The organism is Bacillus sp. PAMC26543 (genome assembly GCF_014250375.1).
Taxonomy (GTDB): Bacteria; Bacillota; Bacilli; order Bacillales; family Bacillaceae; genus Bacillus; species Bacillus halotolerans.
The window spans coordinates 3,011,530-3,027,355 of the sequence record NZ_CP060193.1 but is presented as its reverse complement, the minus strand read 5'-3'; the positions used below and the strand labels follow the sequence as shown (position 1 = coordinate 3,027,355).

Here is a 15,826-nt window from a genome sequence, read left to right as displayed (position 1 = left end):
TTTTTTAAATAACAATACAGTGATCCCCCTTGGGAAAATATAATTTTATCTTTTGGCTTTTTAAGCCTTTTTCTTTTTTATCGGTCAAGGGAAGCACGAATGAAGACGGCAGATAGAAAATATTTATAAAAAAACCGTTCAGTTATATGAACGGTTTAATCAAGGTCAATTTGTTTTAGTGGTTTGATGGCCGGTCCTTCGACTACCTCGCCAGTTGGTTTAAAGCGTGATCCGTGGCACGGACAATCCCATGTGTGCTCTCCATCGTTCCATTCCACTTCACAGCCTAAATGGGTGCAGGTTGTATCAACAAGATGCAGGCAGCCCGTTTCATCTCTGAATGCCCCCGCGCGTCTGCCGTTAATGGTGACGGCTTTTCCTTCACCTGGCGCGATCTCTTCAAACTCGACGTCCGGTTTTTCAAGCTTCCCTTTAATGAAATGCTTAGCCACATCTGCATTGTAAGAAATCACCTTTTGCAAGCCGGGATTCAGATGGAAACGAGACGGTGTAAAAATGCTCTCATATGGATTGTCTTTTTTCTCCACAAGGTCTGACAAAAGCTGAGCTGCGACAGCTGCTGATGTCATGCCCCATTTTTTGAAGCCGGTCGCAACGAGAATATTGTCTTCGTTTTCAGACATAGGCCCGATGAATGGGATTTTATCGATTGTCACGAGATCCTGTGTGGACCAGTAATAGGGAATGCTTTCGATTCCAATTGTGCTTTCTGCCAATTGTCTCAGCGTTTCGTAATGGGTCGACATGTCTTTGCCTTGGCCTGTTTTATGGCTTACTCCGCTGAAGAGAATCAGCTTTTCTCCGTTCACAATGGTGTAGCGAAGGGCAACTGACGGCTGGTCTATACTTAAATACATGCCCTCAGGATAGTCGATTTTCGGCTTGACGGCGAGGACATAGGATCTATCAGAATACATTCTTGCTGCATATAACCCGCCTCCGTCATAAAAAGGGAAATGGGAGCAGCATACGATAAATCGGCTTTTAATGGCGTGCCGGCTTTTTGTAACAACTTCAGGCATTTCTCCTTTTTTAATATCAAGCGCAACAGTCTCTTCATAAATCCGTCCGCCCTTTTGCACGATCTGATCAAGGAGCCCGGTTAAAAAGTGAAGCGGGTGAAATTGGGCCTGATTCTTCATCACGAGCGCCAGCTTAGAGCCGACGGGAAGCGGAAGATCTTTTAAGAGATCCCTTTCAATCCCGAGTTTTGTGTATGCCTCATGCTCAGTGCGGATTTTTTGTACAGCATCTTCACTTGTTGTGTAAAGGTAAGCGTCTTGTTCGGCCCATTCGCAATCGATCTGAAGTTCATCAACAATTCCTTTTATATAATCAATTGCATTCTGGTTCGCTTCATAATAAAGCCTTGCGTGGTTCAGTCCGAAATTGCGGATTAATTCATCATAAATCATGTCGTGCTGCGCTGTAATTTTTGCCGTTGTGTGGGCCGTTGTGCCATTGAGAACCTGATTCGCTTCAATCAGAATGACACGGAAGCCTCTTTTGGACAGCTCATAGGCCGTCGTGATTCCTGTAATGCCTCCTCCAATAATGGTGACATCACATTCCGTATCTTCTTGCAGCGCCGGAAAAGAAGGCAAGTCCGCCGATGTTTTCCAATATGTTTCGGGAGCTTCTTTTGAAAAAGGTTGATTAGCCAAACCATTGTACCTCCAATATCATTTATTCTTAATTTTTCCATTTTCTATCTTTTCATACATAGGAAGCAGGCTTTGTTCATACCATAATAGGGTTGAAAAGGAGTGATTGCATTGGCGAATGAGAAAAAGAAAACATTGCCGCCGCAGCATCAGGACCAGCAGCCGGGATTCGAATATCTGATGGATCCCCGTCCGGTATTTGATAAGCCGAAGAAGGCAAAAAAACTAGCGGGCAAAACGGCCATTATTACAGGCGGAGACAGCGGGATCGGACGCGCTGTATCGGTGTTATTCGCAAAAGAAGGGGCGAATGTGGTCATTGTGTATTTTAATGAACATCAGGACGCCGAAGAAACAAAGGAGTATGTAGAGAAAGAAGGGGTGAAGTGCCTGCTGATTGCAGGAGATGTCGGAGATGAAGCCTTTTGTAATGAAGTGGTAAGACAGGCCAGCCAGGCTTTTCCAACCATAGATATTTTGGTTAATAATGCCGCTGAGCAGCATGTGCAGCCGAGCATTGAAAAAATCACTAGCCACCAGCTGATCAGAACCTTCCAGACGAACATTTTCTCTATGTTTTATTTAACGAAGGCTGTGCTGCCTCATTTGAAAAAAGGAAGCAGTATTATCAATACAGCATCGATCACCGCGTACAAAGGCAATAAAACACTGATCGATTATTCAGCGACGAAAGGAGCCATTGTCACTTTTACAAGATCCCTTTCCCAATCGCTTGTTCAGCAAGGCATTCGAGTCAATGCGGTTGCGCCGGGGCCAATCTGGACACCGCTCATTCCGGCCAGCTTTGCTGCAAAAGATGTGGAAGTGTTTGGTTCGGATGTGCCGATGGAACGGCCGGGCCAGCCGGTGGAAGTGGCGCCGAGCTATTTATATCTTGCCAGCGATGATTCCACTTACGTCACCGGCCAGACCATTCATGTCAACGGGGGAACGATTGTAAATGGGTAATTAAAAAAGCCAATCCTTAAGGATTGGCTTATTCGCTCTGTTTGAGCGCTGCATATTCTTTAGAGAGCGTAAGAAACGCATCTTTATCTTTTTCGTCCAAGGCTTTGTTGATTTGGTCAGTCAGCATGGTCAACCGACGCTTAAACAAGGATTCATCGAGCACCATTTGAATGTAAATATCCATCATTGTTACATCAAATTCTTTTGTTTTTTGCGTGTTGCGGGACTTCATGAGCTCAGTGTACGACTTTTTCTCTTTCATAAAGAATCCCCCCAATGCCTTTTTTATAGTATATGGATAACGGTCGAAAAAATCAATAAATTTTTATAATCTTTAGACAACTAATACTTGGCAATCTATCGACATATCCTGCGAAATGCTGTGATCTGAAATCATGCAGTAAAGTAAAATCGGTTTATTACTAGTAAAATAGAACTAAAAAATATAAATAAAAGATGATTTTAGTTCATTTGTTAAAAAATCCTGTCGTTTTATAAACACAGATGATAGATTATTAGTATAAATTTTGCAGAAAAAGGATGGAGGCCATAACATGAGTCAGAAAACTGACGCACCATTAGAATCGTATGAAGTAAACAGCGCAACAATTGCCGTTTTGCCAGAAGAAATCGACGGCAAAATCTGTTCAAAAATCATTGAAAAAGACTGTATGTTTTACGTCAGCATGAAGCCGCTGCAAATTGTCGACCGAAGCTGCCGATTTTTCGGATCAAGCTACGCGGGAAGAAAAGCGGGAACTTATGAAGTGACAAAAATTTCTCACAAACCGCCAATCATGGTGGACCCTTCGAACCAAATCTTTTTATTCCCTACACTTTCTTCGACTAGACCCCAATGCGGCTGGATTTCCCATGTGCATGTAAAAGAATTCAAACCGACTGAATTCGACGATACGGAAGTGACGTTTTCAAACGGAAAAACGATGGAACTGCCGGTCTCCTGCAATTCGTTCGAGAATCAGGTATACCGGACAGCCTGGCTCAGAACCAAATTTCAGGACAGAATCGAACACCGTGTCCCGAAACGGCAGGAATTTATGCTGTACCCGAAGGAAGAGCGGACGAAGATGATTTATGATTTTATTTTGCGTGAGCTCGGGGAGCGGTATTAGAAAATAGAAAGGAGCTGACCAAATAGGGCAGCTCCTTCTAAAACGCTAGGCCGTCGGAATTCCGCCAGTGATGCCGTATATTTGAGATGTCACATAGCTTGAATTCTCTGAAGCTAAGAATACATAAACATCTGCCAGTTCCACCGGCTGTCCCGCGCGGTTTAATGGTGACGGCGGCGTCCCTTTGCCGAATTTCGGAATGTTTTCAGTTGGCTGTCCGCCGGAAATTTGCAGCGGAGTCCAGATTGGTCCTGGCGCAACAGAGTTCACTCTGATGCCTTTGGGCGCCAGCTGTTTTCCGAGCGCAACGGTAAAGCCGATAATGGCGTTTTTCGTCGCCGCATAATCTAACAGCATCGGGCTTGGGTTGTAGCCTTCAACTGAAGTTGTGGTAATAATAGACGCGCCCTCCGGCAAATACGGTAGCGCCGCTTTAACAACCCAATATAGCGAGAAGACGTTCACTTCAAACGTTTTATAGATTTGTTCAGTAGGAAGGTCTTCGATGTTTTGCACTGCTTGCTGTTTACCGGCAACGAGCGCTAACACATCCAGCCCGCCGAGTTCGTTATGCGCTTGTTTGACTAAATCGTGACAAAACGATTCGTCACTCAGATCACCTGGAATCAGGACTGCCTTGCGTCCTTCTGCTTCAATCAGTTCTTTTACTTCTTTTGCATCAGGCTGTTCCGCGGGCAAATAGTTAATTGCCACATCGGCGCCTTCCCGCGCATAAGCGATGGCGGCAGCGCGGCCAATACCGGAATCACCGCCGGTGACAAGAGCTTTTCGGCCATTTAGTTTGCCAGCTCCTTTATAGCTTTTTTCTCCGCAGTCCGGAACCGGCTTCATTTTTTGCTGCAGACCGGGCGGTTCTTGGTATTGTTCAGGAAATTCATCGTGAAAAAATGCTGTTAAAGGATTGTTTCGTTTTGTATCAGACATCATCAACGCTCCTTTTTGTGTGGTGTACATTCGTATGTGTACCCTTGAGCAAAGTGAGAAAAACATGTTTTGGCAGTTTGCATCTCTGCAAGACAAAGAAACTGCCGCTCCTTCCATATTTATCTTGTAAAATATGACGAATTGAATTATGATAAAATCGCTATAAAACAACTAAATATTGGGTATGGGGGAGTATATTGTCATGAAAAAAGCCGCGGCGCTTTTGCTGTCACTCGGTCTCGTTTTCGGTTTTTCATACGGAGCTGACCATGTGGCGGAAGCCAAAACGAAGGTAAAGACGTATAAGAACTGCAAGGAATTAAACAAAGTGTACAAAGGCGGGGTAGCCCGTACGTCCAAGGTGAAAAATAAAGGCGGAAAAACGAAGTACAAGCCTTACGTATCTAAGGCGCTTTATGATGCCAATAAAAAGAGCGACCGTGATAAAGATTTTATCGCCTGCGAACGCTAAACAAAAAAGCAATCTGTTGTCCAGATTGCTTTTTTCTTGTTTAAGCGGCTTGATCAGCAGCTGTGCTTTTCGTTTTTCTTGTCACGAGACTTACCGCTATCATGACCGTAACATTCAGCAGCAAAGCGACAATGCCGACGTTTAAGTCTTTCGCCGCTTGCGGCAGCGCCGGAAATAAAGTGCTGATTGTTGTTTCCGTAACCGTAATATAAGAAACCGCTCCGACTCCCGTTATAATGCCGGTAAAGGCTCCTTGTTTGGTCACGATCTTATGCTTGAACAGGCTGAACAGCAGGGCCGGAAATAGCTGTGTGACGAGGCTGTATCCCATAAGGAGAAGCGTAACGATTGTGTTCCCGCCTTTGAATGTAAAGTACACAGCAATCAGCGCAATCACAGGCACTAAACATTTAGCCAATAATGACACCTGCTGTTCCGTCGTGCGGGGAGCAAACACTTGATAAACATTTTTGGCAAACAAAGTGGAGGCCGACATTAAAATCATGGAACCCGGCACAAGCGCTGTCAGCAGTCCGGCTGCACCGATGATTCCGACAAACCAAGGATCAAAGGTTTGAAGAGACAGTCTCAAAAGTGATAAATCCGCGTCTGCGCCTTTCAGACCGGGAACTTGCAGGATAGCCGCAAAGCCGACGAAAAGGACAAATAGAAGGACCAGCTGGTATAAAGGCATAATAATGGCGTTTTTTCGAAAGACTTTTGGGTTTTCTGCTGAATAGGAAGCGGAAAACGTATGGGGCCACATGTAAAAGCCCAGCGCCGTCAGCAGCACGGTTGAACTGAACCATGCAGCACTTTGCCCTGTTTCGGGCAGGGTAATAAAACCGGGATTTGCGTTTTCAATCTGCTGAAACATGTCTTGAAATCCGCCGTAGTAATGAATCGGCAGATATATGCCTAAGAATAAAACGACGGCCAAAATCATGATGTCTTTGACAACGGATATCCAGGCGGACCCGTGGATGCCGGATACCATAACGTAAACTGTGATTGAAATGACGCCGATCCAAATGGCAGCAGTAGGAGAAATTTTTCCGTAAGACGTTTCCGATACAATCAATCCAAGCCCTTTCAGCTGCAGCACAAGATAAGGAATAAGCGCGGCAATGCCGACAAGTGAGACGAGCACACCAAGCAGCGGGCTGTTGTACTTTTTGATGAAAAAATCGGACTGCGACATCAGCTTATGCTGTTTCGCATAGGACCATACCGCCGGCAGGAGCCAATAAGAAAGAATATAGGCCAGACAGCCGTAGGCGATGATGTAAAAGGCCGGCCCGCCTTTTCCGTAAGCCCAGCCGCTTCCGCCGAGAAATGTAAACGTCGTATAAATCTCTCCTGCCATCAATAGGAAAACAAAAACAGTACCGAAGCCGCGGCCTCCAACCGTCCACTGCTCAAGGTCCATGTCTTTTCCTTTTTGGGCGCGTACGCCGAGAAACATGCTGAATAGCAGGACACCAAAAATGATGATGAGAGCTGCGTTCATTCTGCTTCCTCCCTTTTATTTTCTTTGTCGAGGACATACACGATCGCCATCAGGACAGAGGTCAGCAAAGCCCACATGACGACATAGGCGAGAATGAATGGCATGCCAAACAGATAGGGTGTCACTTTGTTTGCAAAAGGGATGCCAAGCAAAAGTCCGATGAAGGGCAAAGCGGCAAGAATGTGAATCAGTTTCATAAAATCCTCCTTTGATCAAAAGTTGGGCGGTGCGTGTCATGTGCAGGCTGCAAATCATGTCGCTAATTTGGCGGCACATGTCATTTTTTGGGGAGTGAAAGGCTGTGGTACGAATTATAAATAAATTTATTTTGTTTGTATAGTGCGAATTGTCAGAAATTTATTCTTGAGGAGCTAGAAGAGGGGACGGGCGCAAGGAGGGGAATACAGAATGATTCGAAAGACTCATGGCGAGTCCGGCGAAAATAAATAGTATGTTAACAAACTGCTTACTTGCTCCCGGATTCGCGGGTTAAAATAGCGGTGTTTTTCTTCGTAGCCATCGATGACAAATAAATAAAGCGTAAAGGCTTCATCACGCTCAGCCTCGTGGATGGCGATTTTTCTTTTCCTCAGCTCTTTTCTGACCTCAATCAGATCCTTTTGTGCTATTTTTAATGATTCGTTGATAAGTTGTATATAAGGGTGTTTCAATTTTAATGAGCTTTTCTCAATTCCGCCGAGATCGCGGTTTAAAATGGTAATGACCATAGGCAAAAAGAGAGCCCGCTCTATCAATTCATATCCTTCCGGCTGCAAATGCGGCATGGTAACTCCTTCTTTCTCAAGGGAACGTTTGTTCTTGTTATATTCTATATCGGCTGGTGAAATGTTTCAAGACAGAAAAAATCACCAAAACTTTTTAGTTTTTCGCCGAGAATGTGTAGAATAAGGATAGACAAACCCGGTGAGGAGTATAAACGTTGGAGCAATTTTTATCCTATTTGACAGAGGATCGTTTAACTGAATTATTTCAAAGCTATAGGGCTTTCGGTCCGCTTATTGCTGTGCTGCTGCCTTTAGTTGAAGCATTTCTTCCGTTTTTGCCGCTTATCGTTTTTGTGGTGGCGAATACAAATTCGTTTGGATTGTGGGAAGGCTTCATCCTGTCATGGGCCGGATCAACAGCGGGGTCCATTCTCGTGTTTTTCATTGTCCGTCATTATGGACAAAGAAGGGCTCTTGGATTCATCCGCAGGCATCCGTCTGTCAGAAAGCTTATGTTATGGGTGGAAAGACACGGTTTTGGCCCGATGTTTCTTCTGCTTTGTTTTCCATTTACACCGTCTGCCGCGGTGAATGTTGTCGCCGGTTTGTCAAGGATCGGGACGCGGCCGTTTGTTTTGGCGGCAGCCTCGGGAAAGCTCGTCATGATTTTTATGATCAGCTTCATCGGATATGATCTTCACGCGCTGATCACACAGCCGATTCGCACGGTTATTGCCGTTCTGGTGATTGCTGTCTTATGGTATGTCGGCAAAAGGGTGGAACGGCATCTGCATGTGAGAGCCAGCCAGCGTGAGCATGATGGAGGGAGACAGTAACATGAAAAAACGGTTTTGGTTTCTTGCCGGTGTCGTGTCCGTAGTTCTCGCCATTCAAGTCAAAAATGCCGTCTTTATTGATTACAAAGTAGAAGGCATCAGCATGAACCCGACTTTTCAGGAAGGGAACGAACTGTTGGTCAATAAATTTTCACATCGATTCAAAACCATCCATCGTTTTGATATTGTTTTGTTTAAAGGCCCTGATCAAAAAGTGCTGATAAAGCGAGTCATTGGATTGCCCGGTGAATCGATCAAATATAAGGACGATCAGCTGTATGTGAACGGAAAACAGGTGGCTGAACCATTTTTGAAACCATTGAAATCTGTATCTGCCGGAAGCCATGTAACGGGAGATTTTTCGCTGAAAGAAACGACAGGGAAAAAGACGTTATCGAAGGGGCAATATTTTGTAATCGGAGATAATCGCATATATAGCTTTGACAGCCGGCATTTCGGTCCGATCAGGGAAAAAGACATTGTCGGAGTCATTTCGGATTAGGAAGCTGTACACTGAGAAAAAGGCGCCATTTGAAAGGCGTCTTTTTTGTGCTGGTTGGAAAAATATGTTGCGAGATCATTTGTCACCCGATATAATTATTTTTGTTACGCGCGTAACTAAATGAAATATGTAATAACACTTATTTCTTTTTTTTCTTAGGCTTTTTGTTTAGTTACAGATAAAACAAAAGGAGTGAGCTCATGATGGATTACGAAACAGTTATTATCGGAGGCGGACCGGTTGGATTGATGCTGGGTTCTGAGCTGGCATTGGCAGGGGTGAAAACATGCGTGCTTGAGCGGCTTGAACAGCCAGTGCCGTATTCGAAGGCGTTGACGCTGCACCCCCGCACGCTTGAGCTTTTTGAAATGAGAGGGCTGCTTGAGCGTTTTACGTCTCGTGGGAAAAAGATATCTTCCGGCCATTTTTCAATGCTCGATACCCGTCTTGATTTTTCCAGTCTGGATACGAGTTGTCCTTATACGCTTTTGCTTCCGCAGGCCAAGACTGAACAGCTGCTTGAGGAACGTGCGCGGAGCCTGGGAGCAGAGGTGTTACGAGGGGCAGAGGTGCTAGCGGTAACGCAAAACGAAGAGGCGGTGCAAACCATTTTCAAGGATCGCGACGGCATTGTGCGGACGCTGAGCAGCCTGTTTGCCGTTGGCGCTGACGGAGCAGGGAGCGTCGTTCGGAAACAGGCGGGAATTGCGTTTCCTGGAACAGACAGCACTATTACTGCAACTCTTGGTGATGTGAAGCTTCTTTCTCCGCCGCCATCAGAAGTCATGTCGCTTTGTACGAAAGAGGGGGGAGTCATGATTGTTCCGATTTCTCCTGACCGGTACCGTGTTGTGATGATCAGCCCTTATCGCACGCAGACGCCGAAGGATGCTCCTGTCACAGAAGAGGAGCTGAAAACAGATCTCACCCGGATTTGCGGAACTGATTTTGGCTTAAACGAGCCTACGTGGATGTCCCGATTCGGGAATGCCTTCCGTCAAGCGAAACAGTATCGGAGCGGCAGACTCTTTCTTGCGGGCGATGCAGCGCATATTCATTTTCCTGCTGGCGGCCAAGGGCTGAATGTCGGTCTTCAGGATGCCATGAACCTTGGGTGGAAGCTTGCGGCGGCTGTCGGCGGCTCTGCACCTTCATGGCTTTTGGAAAGCTATCACGCAGAGCGGCATCCGGTGGCGGAAGATCTTCTTCGGAACACAGAGGCGCAGACGCAGCTGATGGATTTCACGAAGGCCGGTCTCCATTTGCGAAGCATGGTGTCCGATATGCTTGCTTTTCCCGATGTGAATCGCTTTGTAGCGGGCCAAATTTCTGCAATCGATGTCGGGTATGAAGCTGACCAAAACATGCCGCCGCATCGGTTGAACGGCAAAAGACTTCCGGATGTGGAACTGCGGCTTCCTGATGGCAGTATGGAACGCCTCTATAACTGCCTGCATAATGGGTCATACGTTTTGCTGTCACTGAAACAAGGAGCAGATAATGACCATATCCCATTTAAAGGCTTACACACAGTGCGTGCTTCTCTTGCAGAACCGCGTGAAGAGTGGAGAGACGTGCATACTGTATTGGTTCGGCCTGATGGCCATGCCGCCTGGGCAGTCGATGCCGCCGGACCAGATGCGGCAGAAGTGATTCAAATAGGTATCAGGCGCTGGCTGCCGATTGCCAGCTGTGTGTAACACAAATCGATTGTTTCATCTGTAACAAAACGGTATGATAGAAGAAACAATTGAATGAAAAAGGTTGGAAAATCCGATGAATACAGACCATACGAAACGCAACATTTTTGAATTATATGCGGAACTCATTCATCAGCAGGAGAAATGGGAGGGGCTCATAAAAGCCTTTTTGGCTGATGAAATGAAGAAGCTGGATCAGGAGCACGGACAAAAATCTCAATTGACGATGACAGAAATTCATGTTCTTTCCTGTGTGGGGGAGCATGAGCCGATCAATGTCACTTCGATTGCCGACAAAATGAATACGACAAAAGCGACGGTGTCACGCATCAGCACAAAATTGCTTGGCGCCGGCTTCCTTCACAGAACACAGCTCAGCGATAATAAGAAGGAGGTCTACTTCCGTTTGACGCCGGCAGGGAAGAAGCTGCACAGCTTGCATCAATACTATCATCAAAAGGTTGAGCAGCGTTTTCTCTCCTTTTTTGACCGTTATACAGAGGAAGAGATTCTGTTTGCGGAAAGGCTGTTCCGGGATCTGGCGACGAAATGGTATCCGTCCTCAGAAGAAATGGAAGAGGGTCTCCATAGCGTTTTTGAATAAAAAACCATACAAAGGATGCGTGGCTCAGCGTGTCGGCAAACTCTGGTTCGTAGTCTGGTCTGCGCGTTGGTGGTGCTTACGAATTAGAACATTTTCTTTGCTTCCATACTCACTTTTTTCAGCAACAAGAGTTTTCAATAATGTTTTATTTATATTTAAAATAAAAAAGAGGACATTAAGTCCTCTTCTTACTTACGATATGTCTATTAGTATCTTTCATTTACACGTTTTTTACTGTGTTTTTGAAGCTTTGCTTTCAAGTGAAATAGGGTCTTCTGTTTTAGTTCTCCTAATCTTTACAGAAATACCTACTAGAATGACCGCCATCGTTGTAAATATTCCCATGGTTAATAAGATCGTATCATGATTTAAACTCCATCCAATTAAGAAAGAGATGATCGCTCCACCGAAACTTGCCGAAGCAATAAATAAACTTGTCACTTCGTCAACGTACTTCTGAATAATGATTGATGCTAGTGTTAAAGCAATGGGAAATATGCCCGCTATACTTAGACCAATCAAAAATGTGCCACCCAATTGAAGTATTGGGTTATTTATATAAGAGAAGGCGATTAATAAAACAATTAAACAACTGCAACTAAATAGGAGGTACTTAGAAAAATCAAGCCTTCTGCTTACGAAACCAATCAGTATTCTTCCTATGATGATCCCTACCCAGAAAAAGGAGACACTGATAAGACTGATTTGTTCATTGTCTTGGTTTATCATAATTGAAGGTAAAAAGTTGGCGAAATTTGTTTCGATACCAGCATATAGAAAAGCAAAAAATACAAAAAAGCCTAATTGCTTTGATTTTTTTCTATCTCCTATAAAGTATTGAAATGCTCCTACATTTGGCAAGGCCACTTGCTGGTTAGCATTCTTAGCGTACTTTCGGTTCTTGGATAAGAAAATTAACCACCCTGCTAATAGGACGAACAAAAAGGTGAATATGCAGTAATACGGTAAAAACCAGTTATTGATATTGATGAAGGAATTAATTAATAATGGGAAAGTTAAAGCGCCTAATCCAAAGAGGACTTCCAGCTTACTCATTTTTTCTGCATTACTTTCGAAATTAGCAATAACAAAGGAACCAACTGTCGTTTCTAATGTACCTGCTCCATATCCTAAGAGAAAAGCCATTACAACAATATAATACCAATCCTTAGTGAGAAAAAAGATACTTAACGCTACAAGCATTATTGTCAAAGCTAAAGTAAGTGTCCTAAAGTGACTGTATTTCTTAATCATTAACGGTGCGATTAATACTCCGCTTAGGAATCCGGTAAACTGAAAGAAAATGATGATCGAAATATCATCTGTTGTCTTGTTAAAAGACTCTAAAAGAAATGGTGTCAAACTTCCTGTTGATATATGGATAATACCCACTGTGAAAAAGAAAGCATATCCAAATAAATATGTCCCTCTTAACATTCATTACACCCCTATATGAAAAAGCAGGAAAATAAATTCCTGCTTTTTCAGTAACTTATCTCTTCGAAATACTAGTTGACTGCTAAAACAGACATTGTTTGAGAGTTGCTATCTTTCTCAAAGAACATTTCTAATACTTCCTGAGATCTAAAACCATCGTTAAAAGAAGGGATCTCAACCCAATCTTTCTGAGTTGATGAAATCCAATTGATTAACTCGCTTCTAAAAGAATCAGCCCAACCATAAAATTCGTTTGGCGGATCGTTTAATAGACTTTGCGGCACTGGGCAGTCTGCCACGTTCAAGCCATCTATGAGCTTGTAAACGTGAGGGTTGCCTGTGTGGTATTTAAACTCTTTTTTGTGTCCAACTACCTCAATGCTAAAACCGCAGTCTTCAGGTACAGAACATTTTGATGTGATGATATTTACAAATACCTTGTTCTTCAGTTGACCGTATATTTCTGCATAGTCATCTACAAGTACCTGTTTATCCTCTTTTGTTTTTACATTTGTGTTCATCTTTGCCCTTACTGATTCTGTGATGAAATCACTCTCGAACAAATACCATACCATGTCGATAAGGTGAATACCCAAATCCCCCAATGACCCGCTGGTCTTCTTACTATTAGCGTCATCTCTCCAAGTAAACTTCTTACGTCTAAGTGCACTATTTTTCTTGAAGTGTACTTTTATGGACAGGATGTTACCTAATTCATTATTGATAATTAAGCTTTTTAAGATATTTACGTAAGACAAATATCTATAATTAAATCCCATACTAGCTCTTACGTCTAACCTTTCAGCAGTATCTTTCATAATGCTTGCTTCTTCAAGAGAAATAGCCATAGGCTTTTCACACAATACATGCTTTTGTTTTGCTAATGCTTGCAAAGCATGTTCTTTATGGCAAAAGTTTGGAGATGCTACAATTAAACCTTCTGAGACATCAATTAGTTCATCTACATTTTCATATGTCTTCCCACCGAAAGTTTTCACAAAGCTTTCCGCATTTTGTTGATTTATGTCATACACTCCTACTAACTCTGCATTTTTAATTGTAGATAAAGCAGTTGCGTGCGCTCTTGCAATACCACCTGCACCTATGATACCAATCTTCTTCATACTCTATTTCCTCCTCATGATCCAATTAATTTTTTTAAGGTATTCGTAATTCCTTTTGAGTACTCACTATCGGTTATCAATTGGTGCAGATTTTTGGCTTCTTGTGTTGCATTTTTTAGTAGATATCCATTTCCTACTGCCTGTAACATACGAACATCATTTCCGCTATCTCCAAATGCGATAGCTTTTTCAGTATTTAGGTTGTATTTCTCTAACATAAACTTTACAATTTCATTCTTTCCTGTTCCCATGGGTATAAAATCTACATCATAGCTGTCTTCTGGATCACCTGCTAAGGGATTGCAACGATTTATATTAACTGAAACTCCGTATTCCTCGCAGACCTTTTCAATTGCTAATAGGTTTTTCTTGTCGTTTATTTCATCTTGTTCCTGGTAATAAAAATTATGCTTATACCGTGACTTTCCTAATTGAGTTTGGGGATTTAAAAGAATGTTATGATTTTCATGTAACTGTTTCACAAGTATTTCAATCTTTTCTTTACTAAACTCTTCATTTATACGACTGTTCCACTCATTATCTTGCTGTCCGAAATTATGCTCTGAAAAGTACGTAATTTCAGTTCCAAGATCACTAGCTATAAAATGCGGGAAATATCTAAATTTTCCTCGTCCCATTTTATCGAGAATAGATTCTATACTGCTCCCGGTAACCCATCCGATGAGTAGTTCCCCATCTTTACTTTTCTGTTCTAGATAATCTTCGAGTTCATATATGTCTCGTTGCTTTTGTTCATCGATTGTATGCGGAAAATACGTTTCATCAAAATCACAAAAAACAATATACTTAGGATGGTCAACCTTGGATAATGTTTTAAACTCTGACTTCTTGCTTAATAACATGAAACAGACCCTCCACTACTCTGTCTTGTTCTTCTAAAGTAAATGACGGATATAATGGCAAATGCAGTACCTGACTATGAGCCTTTTCCGTATGAACCAATTGGAGTTTTGTATACTTGTCCTGTACTAAAGGAGTTTTTTGCATATGAGACAGTATTGGATAATATACATCTGTTTGAACACCAAAATCTTCATTTAATTTAGACATTATATCTGTCCTATCTTCTGTTCTTACCTTAATAGGAAACAGATGCCACACATGATCTTCACTTAATTCTGGTAATTCAATAAGACCTTTATTCTGTAATTCTGCTAATTGAGTAATATATCTATCCGCCAAAAATAGTCTTTTGAAGTTGTTTAATGAAAGATACTTAATCCTCTCTAAACCAATTGCTGCCTGTAAATTGTCCATTTTTGAGTTAAGTCCAAAATCGATGACTTTCTTATTTTTCACATTTACTTCAAAACCATGATAACTAAATTCAATGCATTTTTTAGCGAGTTCTTCATTATCAGTTGCTATTGCTCCAGCCTTACCACATACACCAAAATTCTTATATGGATTAAAACTTAATGTGGTTATGTCTGCATCCTTTCCTAAGTCTGTCAGTCCAATTCCTTGGCAAGCATCCTCAATTACTTTCAATTGATAACGATTGGCTATTTGACGGATATGCTTCATTTCTGAATGTTTTCCGTATAAATGCACAGGTAGAATAAACTTTGTATAAGGAGTTATTGCTTCCTCAATTTTGTTAGGATCGATGCAGAATGTTTGTGGGTTAATATCTACATAGATAGGAACGCCTCCCGAAGCTAACACAGCATTTTCAGTAGCTGAAAAGCTATTAGCTGGCATGATCACTTCATCCCCGCGGTTTAACCCTAAAGCCAATAATCCTATCATAATAGCATCCGTTCCACTGCTGGTTGCAATTACATACCTTTTATGTAAATATGTTGATAAAACCTTTTCGAATTGATCTAAAAAGGAACCACTCGTAAATTTTCCAGTTGGCAAAACTTTAGTTAAAGTATTTAAGATATCATCCACTTCATCATTGGTTATTAATCTATCTACAGGCATAAAAGGGACTTTACTGATTTCACGATTCTTTTGGTAGTTGAAAAGGTCGTTTTCAATATCTGTGTTTTCTTTTAATACTTGTTTCCACCGCTCGTTTACAATACTGTCTTCAATAACAAGTTCTTTTCCTTGTAAGTCACCTTTTAAGTGTTTTAGTAGTAACATGTTTTCCTTACTTTTACCTGAAACTTTAACCTGTTTTTGCATGAACAGTACCTCCAATGATTTTTA

Annotated in this window: 17 protein-coding genes; 7 read left to right on the top strand and 10 right to left on the bottom strand. The window is 42.5% G+C overall.

Annotated elements, in window-relative coordinates:
* Window positions 1-155: 155 nt before the first annotated feature.
* Window positions 156-1,685: an FAD-dependent oxidoreductase gene (locus tag H7F27_RS15295; protein ID WP_185848117.1), complete on the bottom strand. Its 1,530-nt coding sequence runs from the start codon at window positions 1,683-1,685 to the stop codon at window positions 156-158.
* A 111-nt stretch (window positions 1,686-1,796) separates the two neighbouring features.
* On the opposite strand from H7F27_RS15295, the gene H7F27_RS15290 reads away from it, so the two are divergent.
* Window positions 1,797-2,654: an SDR family oxidoreductase gene (locus tag H7F27_RS15290; protein ID WP_059293097.1), complete on the top strand. Its 858-nt coding sequence runs from the start codon at window positions 1,797-1,799 to the stop codon at window positions 2,652-2,654.
* A 28-nt stretch (window positions 2,655-2,682) separates the two neighbouring features.
* On the opposite strand, the gene H7F27_RS15285 is transcribed toward H7F27_RS15290, so the two are convergent.
* Complete coding sequence (locus H7F27_RS15285; RefSeq protein WP_010333637.1) at window positions 2,683-2,916, bottom strand: IDEAL domain-containing protein; 234 nt, start codon at window positions 2,914-2,916, stop codon at window positions 2,683-2,685.
* Between the two features lie 292 nt (window positions 2,917-3,208).
* Between H7F27_RS15285 and comK the strand changes: the two genes are divergently transcribed.
* Window positions 3,209-3,787: a competence transcription factor ComK gene (gene comK / locus H7F27_RS15280; protein WP_024120818.1), complete on the top strand. Its 579-nt coding sequence runs from the start codon at window positions 3,209-3,211 to the stop codon at window positions 3,785-3,787.
* Window positions 3,788-3,832: 45 nt separating this feature from the next.
* On the opposite strand, the gene H7F27_RS15275 is transcribed toward comK, so the two are convergent.
* Window positions 3,833-4,732 (bottom strand): SDR family oxidoreductase, encoded by a 900-nt coding sequence (locus H7F27_RS15275; protein ID WP_101863809.1) that lies wholly within the window; start codon window positions 4,730-4,732, stop codon window positions 3,833-3,835.
* Between the two features lie 202 nt (window positions 4,733-4,934).
* Between H7F27_RS15275 and H7F27_RS15270 the strand changes: the two genes are divergently transcribed.
* On the top strand, window positions 4,935-5,204 hold the full coding sequence (locus tag H7F27_RS15270) for an excalibur calcium-binding domain-containing protein (protein ID WP_010333640.1): 270 nt from the start codon (window positions 4,935-4,937) through the stop codon (window positions 5,202-5,204).
* A gap of 40 nt (window positions 5,205-5,244) precedes the next feature.
* On the opposite strand, the gene H7F27_RS15265 is transcribed toward H7F27_RS15270, so the two are convergent.
* The 3 genes from H7F27_RS15265 to H7F27_RS15255 form a co-directional block, all read right to left on the bottom strand.
* The gene (locus H7F27_RS15265; protein ID WP_185848116.1) at window positions 5,245-6,714 is read right to left on the bottom strand and encodes a sodium:solute symporter family protein; all 1,470 of its coding nucleotides are present in this window, start codon (window positions 6,712-6,714) and stop codon (window positions 5,245-5,247) included.
* On the bottom strand, window positions 6,711-6,911 hold the full coding sequence (locus H7F27_RS15260) for a DUF3311 domain-containing protein (RefSeq protein WP_010333642.1): 201 nt from the start codon (window positions 6,909-6,911) through the stop codon (window positions 6,711-6,713). The genes H7F27_RS15265 and H7F27_RS15260 overlap by 4 nt, the downstream gene beginning before the upstream one ends.
* Before the next feature lie 225 nt (window positions 6,912-7,136).
* The gene (locus H7F27_RS15255) at window positions 7,137-7,499 is read right to left on the bottom strand and encodes a YhjD family protein (protein WP_024120822.1); all 363 of its coding nucleotides are present in this window, start codon (window positions 7,497-7,499) and stop codon (window positions 7,137-7,139) included.
* 155 nt (window positions 7,500-7,654) lie between these two features.
* Between H7F27_RS15255 and H7F27_RS15250 the strand changes: the two genes are divergently transcribed.
* From H7F27_RS15250 to H7F27_RS15235, 4 genes are all read left to right on the top strand, one after another.
* The gene (locus H7F27_RS15250; RefSeq protein ID WP_024120823.1) at window positions 7,655-8,275 is read left to right on the top strand and encodes a TVP38/TMEM64 family protein; all 621 of its coding nucleotides are present in this window, start codon (window positions 7,655-7,657) and stop codon (window positions 8,273-8,275) included.
* Window position 8,276: 1 nt separating this feature from the next.
* Window positions 8,277-8,777, top strand: a complete 501-nt coding sequence (gene lepB / locus H7F27_RS15245) for a signal peptidase I (protein ID WP_105953786.1) — start codon at window positions 8,277-8,279, stop codon at window positions 8,775-8,777.
* A gap of 200 nt (window positions 8,778-8,977) precedes the next feature.
* Window positions 8,978-10,477 carry a monooxygenase gene (locus H7F27_RS15240; RefSeq protein ID WP_185848115.1) on the top strand — a complete coding sequence of 500 codons (1,500 nt, stop codon included), beginning with the start codon at window positions 8,978-8,980 and terminating at the stop codon, window positions 10,475-10,477.
* 76 nt (window positions 10,478-10,553) lie between these two features.
* Window positions 10,554-11,081, top strand: coding sequence for a MarR family transcriptional regulator (locus H7F27_RS15235; RefSeq protein WP_185848114.1), 528 nt, complete (start codon window positions 10,554-10,556; stop codon window positions 11,079-11,081).
* Window positions 11,082-11,312: 231 nt separating this feature from the next.
* On the opposite strand, the gene glcP is transcribed toward H7F27_RS15235, so the two are convergent.
* The 4 genes from glcP to H7F27_RS15215 form a co-directional block, all read right to left on the bottom strand.
* Window positions 11,313-12,518, bottom strand: a complete 1,206-nt coding sequence (gene glcP, locus H7F27_RS15230; protein ID WP_103672334.1) for a glucose/mannose transporter GlcP — start codon at window positions 12,516-12,518, stop codon at window positions 11,313-11,315.
* 71 nt (window positions 12,519-12,589) lie between these two features.
* Window positions 12,590-13,642, bottom strand: a complete 1,053-nt coding sequence (gene ntdC / locus H7F27_RS15225; RefSeq protein WP_185848113.1) for a glucose-6-phosphate 3-dehydrogenase NdtC — start codon at window positions 13,640-13,642, stop codon at window positions 12,590-12,592.
* 14 nt (window positions 13,643-13,656) lie between these two features.
* The gene (gene ntdB, locus H7F27_RS15220; RefSeq protein ID WP_185848112.1) at window positions 13,657-14,505 is read right to left on the bottom strand and encodes a kanosamine-6-phosphate phosphatase; all 849 of its coding nucleotides are present in this window, start codon (window positions 14,503-14,505) and stop codon (window positions 13,657-13,659) included.
* Window positions 14,477-15,802 (bottom strand): 3-dehydro-glucose-6-phosphate--glutamate transaminase, encoded by a 1,326-nt coding sequence (locus tag H7F27_RS15215; protein WP_185848111.1) that lies wholly within the window; start codon window positions 15,800-15,802, stop codon window positions 14,477-14,479. Before H7F27_RS15215 ends, ntdB begins: the two co-directional genes overlap by 29 nt.
* Window positions 15,803-15,826 lie beyond the last annotated feature (24 nt).